The organism is Myxococcales bacterium (assembly GCA_012517325.1).
GTDB lineage: Bacteria > Lernaellota > Lernaellaia > Lernaellales > Lernaellaceae > JAAYVF01.
This window is the reverse complement of sequence record JAAYVF010000091.1, coordinates 1-7,339: the sequence shown is the minus strand read 5'-3', so window position 1 is coordinate 7,339 and position 7,339 is coordinate 1. Positions and strand designations below refer to the sequence as shown.

The following is a 7,339-nucleotide window of genomic DNA, read 5'->3' as shown; positions in this document are numbered from 1 at the left end:
CAGTTTCTGGATTCTCGGGTATCCCGTGTCAAGTTCTCCGACCAGCGCTACTGTCACCTTGACGGACGGCGTTTCTTATCCATCGAGAGGAATGACCGTCCACGCCAACGCGGTCAATATCCTCTACACCGAGCCGTTCGGCGAAGAGGATTATCCGTAGTGCCCGGAAGAATAAAACGAGGCTGAACCATAAAAAGCGGCCGGGGGGCCAGCGCCTCTCGGCCGCTTTTGCGTTTCGGCGCGTAGAAAAAATGTGACGTCGGTCAGGGCGCTTGTACTTGTAAAAGCTTTTCGATCGCCTGCTCCAGCCGTTCTTCCGGGACGAAGCCGGCGAGGTGTTCGACGACCTTACCTTTCAGAAAAAAGACGGTGGCGGGGACGCCGCGCAGGTCGAGAGCCTCGGCGACGGCCGGCACCTCGGTCGCGTTGGCGTGGACGCCGACGATCCGCTCGCGGTTGCGTTGCAAAACGTTTTTCACGTTGGGAACCATCTTGCGGCAGTAGGGGCAGGTGCCGCTCCAGAGAAACAGCAGCACCGGCTTTTCGGCGGTCAACACCAGCTCGGCGAAGCTCTGATCGGTCACCTGTGCGAACCCGGTTTCCGCTTCCTTGGCCTTGCCGTCCCACAGGTCTTTAAACCATCCCACCAGTGGCCTCCTTCGCGAGGGAAAATCTGAAATTTCTTTTGCACCGAAATGGTGCAAGGCGGAGAAAACACCTATTTTTCGGTATCAAAATGTATTCACTCCGCGGTTTATCCACAGGCATTTCCCCAGTTTTTGTGGATAGCTGAATGATACCTCAGCCAACCCGTTTTTTGGCCGCCTGCCATTCGGCTTCCAGTTCGGCGATCGTTTTGTCGGCCATTTTCTCGCCGCGGCCGGCGTAGGTCGCCTCGACCGCCTCGAAACGCGCGACGAACCGGTTGGCCGCGCGGCGCACGGCGTCCTCGGCGTTGATCTCGAGGTGACGGCCCAGGTTGACCAGGGCGAAAATCAGGTCGCCCAATTCGTGCTCGACGGCCGCGCGGTCGCCGGCGGCCATCGCCGCCGCCAACTCGCCTTTTTCTTCCTCGACCTTCGCCCAGACCTGACCGGCGTTTTCCCAGTCGAAGCCCACCGAAGCGGCGCGCTCACTCAGGCGATAGGACCGCAGCAGCGCCGGCAGCGAACCCGGCACCTTGGTCAGCACCCCGGCGTGGGTCGCGGTCTTTTTTTCCTGCTTTTTAATTTCGGACCACTGGGCCAACACCTGATCGCTGTTTTCGATTCGGGCGTCGCCGAAAATGTGCGGGTGGCGGCGGACCATTTTTTCGCCGAGGATTTGCAGCACGGCTTCCATGGTGAAGTGGTCTTCCTGCTCGGCGATGCGGGCCAGGAACAGGATTTCCCAAAGCACGTCGCCCAGTTCCTCGGTCAGCCCCGGCCAGTCGCGGCGGTCGGCGGCATCGAGCGCTTCGTAGACCTCTTCCTGGAAGTATTTCAGCACCGATTCCAGGGTCTGTTCGTTGTCCCATGGGCAGCCATTCGGGCTGCGCAAGCGCCGGACAATGGCCAGACAATCGTCGAAAGTGTAGTGTTTCAAGTCGGTTCGCTCCTTCAGGCGCGGGTTTTTTCCCTCCGACGAGTATAATCATCGCGCGAAAAAAATCCCCGGATTTATTCTTGACACGGTGCGGCATCGCGTTTATATAACTAACCGGTTAGTTATAAAGAGGCGGATAGCTCATGCGAATCTTTTCCTGCTCGATGGCGCTGCTCGCGATTTTTGTCGCCGTGGGAATCGCCGCGGCGGCCGAACCGACGGCGCTGGATCTGCCGCAAGCGATCAAACTGGCGCTGCAAAACAACTACTCGCTGAAAACTTCCGAGGCGCAGGTCGAAGAGGCCGAGGCGCAAACAAAAAGCGCGCTCGCCCGCTTCGGGCCCATCTTTCGCGCCGAAGGCCAGATGCTGCAGTGGAACGAGGCCTACGACATCGACGTGATGGACTTCATCAAGCTGTCGCCGGACGTCAAGCTACTGCTGGATTCGATCGTCGGCGCGATTCCGCCCATCGAGATGCGCGCCGACTATACCGAGCAATTCATGATCACGGCGATTCAGCCGCTCACCCCGCTGTATTCGGTTTATCAGGGCTATCAGGCGCGGTCGGCGGGCGAGCAAGCGGTGAAGCGCCTCGGCGAGCGCACGCGTCAGGAAGTCGTGTTCCAGACGATCGAGGCCTACTACCGGGTGTTGTCGGTGCAGAAGATGGAGGAAGTGGCGCGGGCGGCGGTCGAAACCGTGACGGCGCATGTCGAGCAAGCCAAGGAATTCGAGGCGCAGGAGTTCATCGGCCGCGCGGAAATGCTGGCCGCCGAGGTGGAACTGGCGAACGTCCAAGAGATGCATATCCGGGCGCAATCGGGCCTGTCGCTGGCGCGCTCGGCGCTGGCGCACCAGCTCGGCCTGCCGCTGGATTCCGAATTGGTGTTGAAAGAAGACGACTTCATCGTGCCGACCAATTTACCGGTCAACGTGCAGCAGGCGCAGGAATCGGCGTTGTCGCGGCGCGGCGACCTGGCGGCGGTGCGCGGCAAGGCCAAGGCGCTGGAAGCGGTGGAAAAGCTCGCCTGGTGGGATCTGACCCCGACCGTGGCGGGCATCGCGCGGTATCAATACACCCAGGGCATCATCCTCTACGAGGAAACCGAGATGTTCGCCGGGTTGTCGCTGCAATGGAATTTCTGGGAATGGGGCCGGAAGTACCACGACGCGCGCGCCGCGGAAGCGCTGGCCAAGCAGGCGCGGTGGAAGGCGCGCGAGGTCGAGTCGCTGGTGCAGTTGCAGGCGAAGCAGAAGCTGCAGGAACTCGAAGCGGCGATGCTGCGGTACAACATCGCCACCAAGGCCGCGGCGCAAGCCGAGGAAAATCTGCGGATTCAGCAGTTGCGCTTCCAGGAAAACCTGTCCGAATCGCTCAAGGTCACCGACGCCCAGACCCTGCTGACGCGCGCCCAGAGCAACCTGATCGCCGCCCGGTACGACGTGCTGACCAACCTGGCCGCGCTGCGGCTGGCCATGGGCAATGATCCCGGCCGGGTGCCCGAAAGCGCCGCGCCGGTCGCCTCGCCCGATCCCGGCGCAGGCGAGTAGGCCCGACCGATGGCGGAAATTCGCAAACGCGACGCGGAACGTTCCAAACGGCTGCTGATGAAGGCGGCGGAGCTGGAGTTCGCCGAAAAGGGATTCGACGCGGCGCGGGTGGACGACATCGCGCGGCACGCGGGCGTCAACAAGGGACTCATCTACCTTTATTTCGGCAAGAAGGAAGACCTGTACCTCGAGGTTTTGAAAGACAATCTGCGACAGTTGTTGCAGGCCAGTCGCAGCCTGATCCGCAAATCCGACGATCCATACGAACAGACGATCATTCTGCTGCGGAATTTTTTCGACTTCCTGGTCGAGAACCCGGCGTTCGTCCGCTTGCTGGCCTGGGAAAGCCTGCAGGGCGGCCAATGGAGCCGGGGCAACCTGGTCAACCTGCTGTCCGAGGGGCTGAGCGAGTTGATCCGTTCGCTTGAGCGGGGGATCGAGCTGGGCGTTTTCCGCCGCGACCTGAACGCGCGGCAGCTGGTGCTGAGCGTCGTCGGGTTGTGCATGACCTATTTTCAACGCCGGTTGCTGATGGCGGCGTTGTGGACCGAGGATCTGCGCCGGCCGGAGGTTCGCGACCGGGTTTTACGGCACATTTTGCAACCCATGTTCGAAGGCATCCTGGCCAAGCCGAGCCAGGCGCCGGACTTTACCGGGGAAATACGATGAAAAGCGTGGGCTGGTTTTTGGCGGTTTTGGTGATCCTGGGATTGGCGGCCGGTTGCGGCGGCGGGAAAAAGACCGTGCTGATCGGACTGGTCGACGCCACCGAGATCGACGTCGCCTCGAAAATCCCGGGACGGGTCGAGGATTTGAAGGTCACCGAGGGCGATCAGGTCAAGGAAGGCCAGGAATTGGCCACGATCTCCCGCGAAACCATCGCCGCGAAACTCGATCAGGTCAACGCGGTGATCGACGCGGCCAAGGCGCAATTCAAGATGGCCAACAAGGGGGCGCGCGAGGAACAGAAGCGCGCCGCCGCCCGGCAGCTCGACATGGCTCGCGCCCAGATGGACGTGATGAAAAAAATGTACGACCGCCTGACCGTCCTGCTGGAAAAGAAAGCCATTCCCAAGGCGCAGTTCGACGAAATCGACGCCAAGTACCAGGCCGCGGTGGCGCAATACGAAATGGCCCGCGCCCAGAACGACGCCGTCCAGAAGGGCGCCCGCGACGAAGAGAAAGAAGCGCTCGGCGCCCTGGTGCGCCAGGCCGAGGGCGTCCGCACCGAGGTCGAATCCTACGACAAGGAATCGATTCAGGTCGCGCCGCTGGACGGCGAGGTCTCCAAGATCGTCCTGCACAAGGGCGAACTGGCCGCCACCGGCTTCCCCATCCTGACCATCGTCGATCTGAAAGATATGTGGATCACCTTCTCGGTGCGCGAGGACCTGCTGAAGAAAATCCAGAAGGGGCAGAAGATCGCCGTGGAAGTGCCGGCGCTGGGCCAGAAAGTGGAACTGGAGATTTTCCACCTGGCGCCCTTGGCGGATTTCGCCACCTGGCGCGCCACGCAGGAACGCAACAGCTTCGATCTGAAGAGCTTCGAGGTGCGGGCCCGGCCGGTGACGGCGATCGCGGGCCTGCGGCCGGGCATGACGGTGCGCTGGACCGTGGAGTAACGCCCGCATGCTCCTGAAGTACTTCATTCCGCGCGTGTCCTGGCCGCTCTTCCGGCGCGGACTGCGCGACCAACTGCACCGCCTGGCGACCCGGCGCCGCTACCAGCTCATGATCTTTCTGCTGCTGGTCATGTCGTGGCTGGCGATGGAGGTCTACCACACGATGGTGGTCCAGGGCCTGCCGCTGGCGATCGTCGATCACGACAACTCGAAAATCAGCCGCACGGTGAAGGAATACATCCTGGCCAACCGCGAGGTGCGGCTGGTCGACGTGTCGTTCCGGACCCTGGCCGAGGCCGAAGGCATGCTGGTGAGCGGCGAACTGGCCGGCGTGGTGTACATTCCCGCGGACTTTTCGGCCGACATCAAAAAAGGCCGCAAGGGCACGGTCGTGGTCAGCGTCGACATGAGCAACATCCTGATCGGCAAGAACCTCTACAAGGCGGTGGCGCGGACGCTGACGACGGTTTCGGTGGGCATTCAAATGACGGTCGTCAAAAAGATGGGCGAGCAGAAAAACCAGGCCATGGCCCGCGTGCTGCCCATCGCCGTCAACGAGTTTTCCAACTTCAATCCGGGCGCCAATTACGGCATTTACCTGATCCCCGGCCTGCTCTTCTTTTTCCTGCACGTCTTCATCCTGATTTTGTGCGTGACGTTGTACCTGCCGCCGTTCCGCCCGGCGACCGACGCGGAACTGGCCGGCGGCCTGGCGGCCAATTTTCTCGTGTCGCTGGTGGTTGGCCTGCTCTTCTTTTACGTTTTTCTGCCCTACGAAAATCTGCCGCCGGAAAGCCCTTTTTACGTGGTCCTGGTCAACCTCGCGGTCTTTCTGTTGCTCGACATCATGCTCGCGGCCGGGATGAATCAACTGATCCCCCTGCCGATGATGGCCTTCGAGGCGACCATCGTCATGGGCATGTTGTCGTTGATGATCTGCGGCGTGACCTGGCCGGCCGACACCATGCCGCCGCTGATTGCCCTGTTGGGGAAAATCATTCCCTTTACGCCCTTCATGGTCGGCAGCCGCATGTACATGCATTATCCGATCGGTTTGGGCGAGATGGGCGTGGTTTTCCGGCAATTCGCGGGCCAGGCGGTCTTTTACGCGGTGGTGATCGCGATTTGCGTGGCCGTGCGGCGCGCCGTGCGGCGGGCGAGGGCGAAGGGATGAAGCGGCCGGGCCTGCTCTGTCGGTTGGGGAAGCGCCTGCTCGAGCGCGAGCGTTACGTCGGCGTGATGATCCTCGACGAATGGAAATTCCTGTTCCGGATCGGCCGCCTGGTATTGGTGATTCTGTTGGGACTGCCGCTGTTCTATCCGCCGGTCATTTCCTGGCTGTACAAAAAAAACCAGGCCGAACAGCGGCCGGTAGTGCTGGTCGACGAGGACAACTCGGCCTTGTCGCGGCGGATGTCGGTTTATCTTTCGGCCACCCAGAACATGAAGGTGCTGGGCCGCCTGGATTCGCTGGAACGGGGCCGGAAGATGCTGATCGGGCGGCAGGCGGAGGCGTTGATCCAGATTCCGGCGGATTTTTCGACCCGCTTCAAGAAACGGGAGCAGACCGACGTCACGCTGTGGATCGAGGCCGGTAACATGTACGCCTATTCGGTGGCCTATCCGGCGGTGTTCGGCGCGGTGGGCGCCCTGAACGAGGAACTTGGGCGGCGGTACTTCTTTTCGCAAGGCGTGCCCAGCGCGCTGGCCAGGCAGCGCACCTCGCCGATCCAGCAGGACATCCGCTACCTGTTCCACCCGACGACCGGTTACGGCAATTTCTTCGTCCCCGGCGTGTTCCTGGTCGTCATGCAGCAATTGCTGCTGATCGCCATGGCGTTTTCGGTCGGGATGCGCCGCGAACTGAACCAGTTCGATTACCGGGCGTCGCGGCCCTTCGCCTACCTCGAGGGCAAATACTGGGCGCAGATGGCCTTTTATCTGTACGCGACGGCGCTGATGCTGCTGGTGATCGCGCCGCTTTCCGGCTGGACCCTGAAAAGCGTCGGCCTGTCGTTCCTGGTGTTCGTGATCTTCCAGTTGACGATGATGCCGGTGAGCGTGGCGGTGGCCCACTTCTGCCGCGACCGCTACGTCGCCTTCCAACTGCTGATGTTCGTCTCGACGCCGCTGTTCATGATGTCGGGCTTCGCCTGGCCCTATAACCAGATGCTGCCCTACATCAAGGTCATCGCCGCGCTGTTCCCCGTGACCCCGGCCCTGCAGGCGATGCGCATCACCATGGCCAAGAGCGACCGCCTGATCGACATTTTGCCCTACTTCGGCTGGATGGCCGCGCAGTTCGTCGTCTATTTCGCCGGCGCCTACTTCATGATCCGCCGTTGGCCGGTGCACGACGACGACGCGGTGGAGTGAATTCCCCATCTTTCCAGGCGCCGGCCGGAATCGGTGACCCTCCTGGGGAGGCCCGCCGGTTCTGCTGTTTATACTTAGGCAATATGTCCCCTCAACTGTGCAGCAAAAATGTCCCCTTGGTTACGTAGAGTTCGGAGCCGAGGCCTGATAGACCCACGTCCAGTTGGTTGTTCCCTTTCGATTTTCCGTTTTGCATCGGGCTTT

General features: G+C 61.5%; 7 protein-coding genes. 5 read left to right on the top strand and 2 right to left on the bottom strand.

Annotated features, from left to right (window positions below):
* Positions 1-263 precede the first annotated feature (263 nt).
* Both GX444_16230 and mazG read right to left on the bottom strand, forming a co-directional pair.
* On the bottom strand, positions 264-647 hold the full coding sequence (locus tag GX444_16230) for a thioredoxin family protein (GenBank protein ID NLH50127.1): 384 nt from the start codon (positions 645-647) through the stop codon (positions 264-266).
* Positions 648-801: 154 nt separating this feature from the next.
* A complete protein-coding gene (mazG, locus tag GX444_16225; protein NLH50126.1) occupies positions 802-1,584 on the bottom strand; it encodes a nucleoside triphosphate pyrophosphohydrolase in 783 nt (260 codons plus the stop codon).
* A gap of 143 nt (positions 1,585-1,727) precedes the next feature.
* Here mazG and GX444_16220 point away from each other — a divergent pair, with 143 nt between their 5' ends.
* From GX444_16220 to GX444_16200, 5 genes are read left to right on the top strand one after another with little or no spacing between them, the layout of a single operon-like run.
* Entirely contained in the window at positions 1,728-3,137 is a 1,410-nt protein-coding gene (locus tag GX444_16220; GenBank protein ID NLH50125.1) for a TolC family protein, read from the top strand.
* 9 nt (positions 3,138-3,146) lie between these two features.
* Positions 3,147-3,806 (top strand): TetR/AcrR family transcriptional regulator, encoded by a 660-nt coding sequence (locus GX444_16215; protein ID NLH50124.1) that lies wholly within the window; start codon positions 3,147-3,149, stop codon positions 3,804-3,806.
* Positions 3,803-4,759, top strand: coding sequence for an HlyD family efflux transporter periplasmic adaptor subunit (locus GX444_16210; GenBank protein NLH50123.1), 957 nt, complete (start codon positions 3,803-3,805; stop codon positions 4,757-4,759). Before GX444_16215 ends, GX444_16210 begins: the two co-directional genes overlap by 4 nt.
* 7 nt (positions 4,760-4,766) lie before the next feature.
* The gene (locus GX444_16205) at positions 4,767-5,933 is read left to right on the top strand and encodes an ABC transporter permease (GenBank protein ID NLH50122.1); all 1,167 of its coding nucleotides are present in this window, start codon (positions 4,767-4,769) and stop codon (positions 5,931-5,933) included.
* Complete coding sequence (locus GX444_16200) at positions 5,930-7,135, top strand: ABC transporter permease (GenBank protein ID NLH50121.1); 1,206 nt, start codon at positions 5,930-5,932, stop codon at positions 7,133-7,135. The genes GX444_16205 and GX444_16200 overlap by 4 nt, the downstream gene beginning before the upstream one ends.
* The last annotated feature ends 204 nt before the right edge of the window (positions 7,136-7,339 follow it).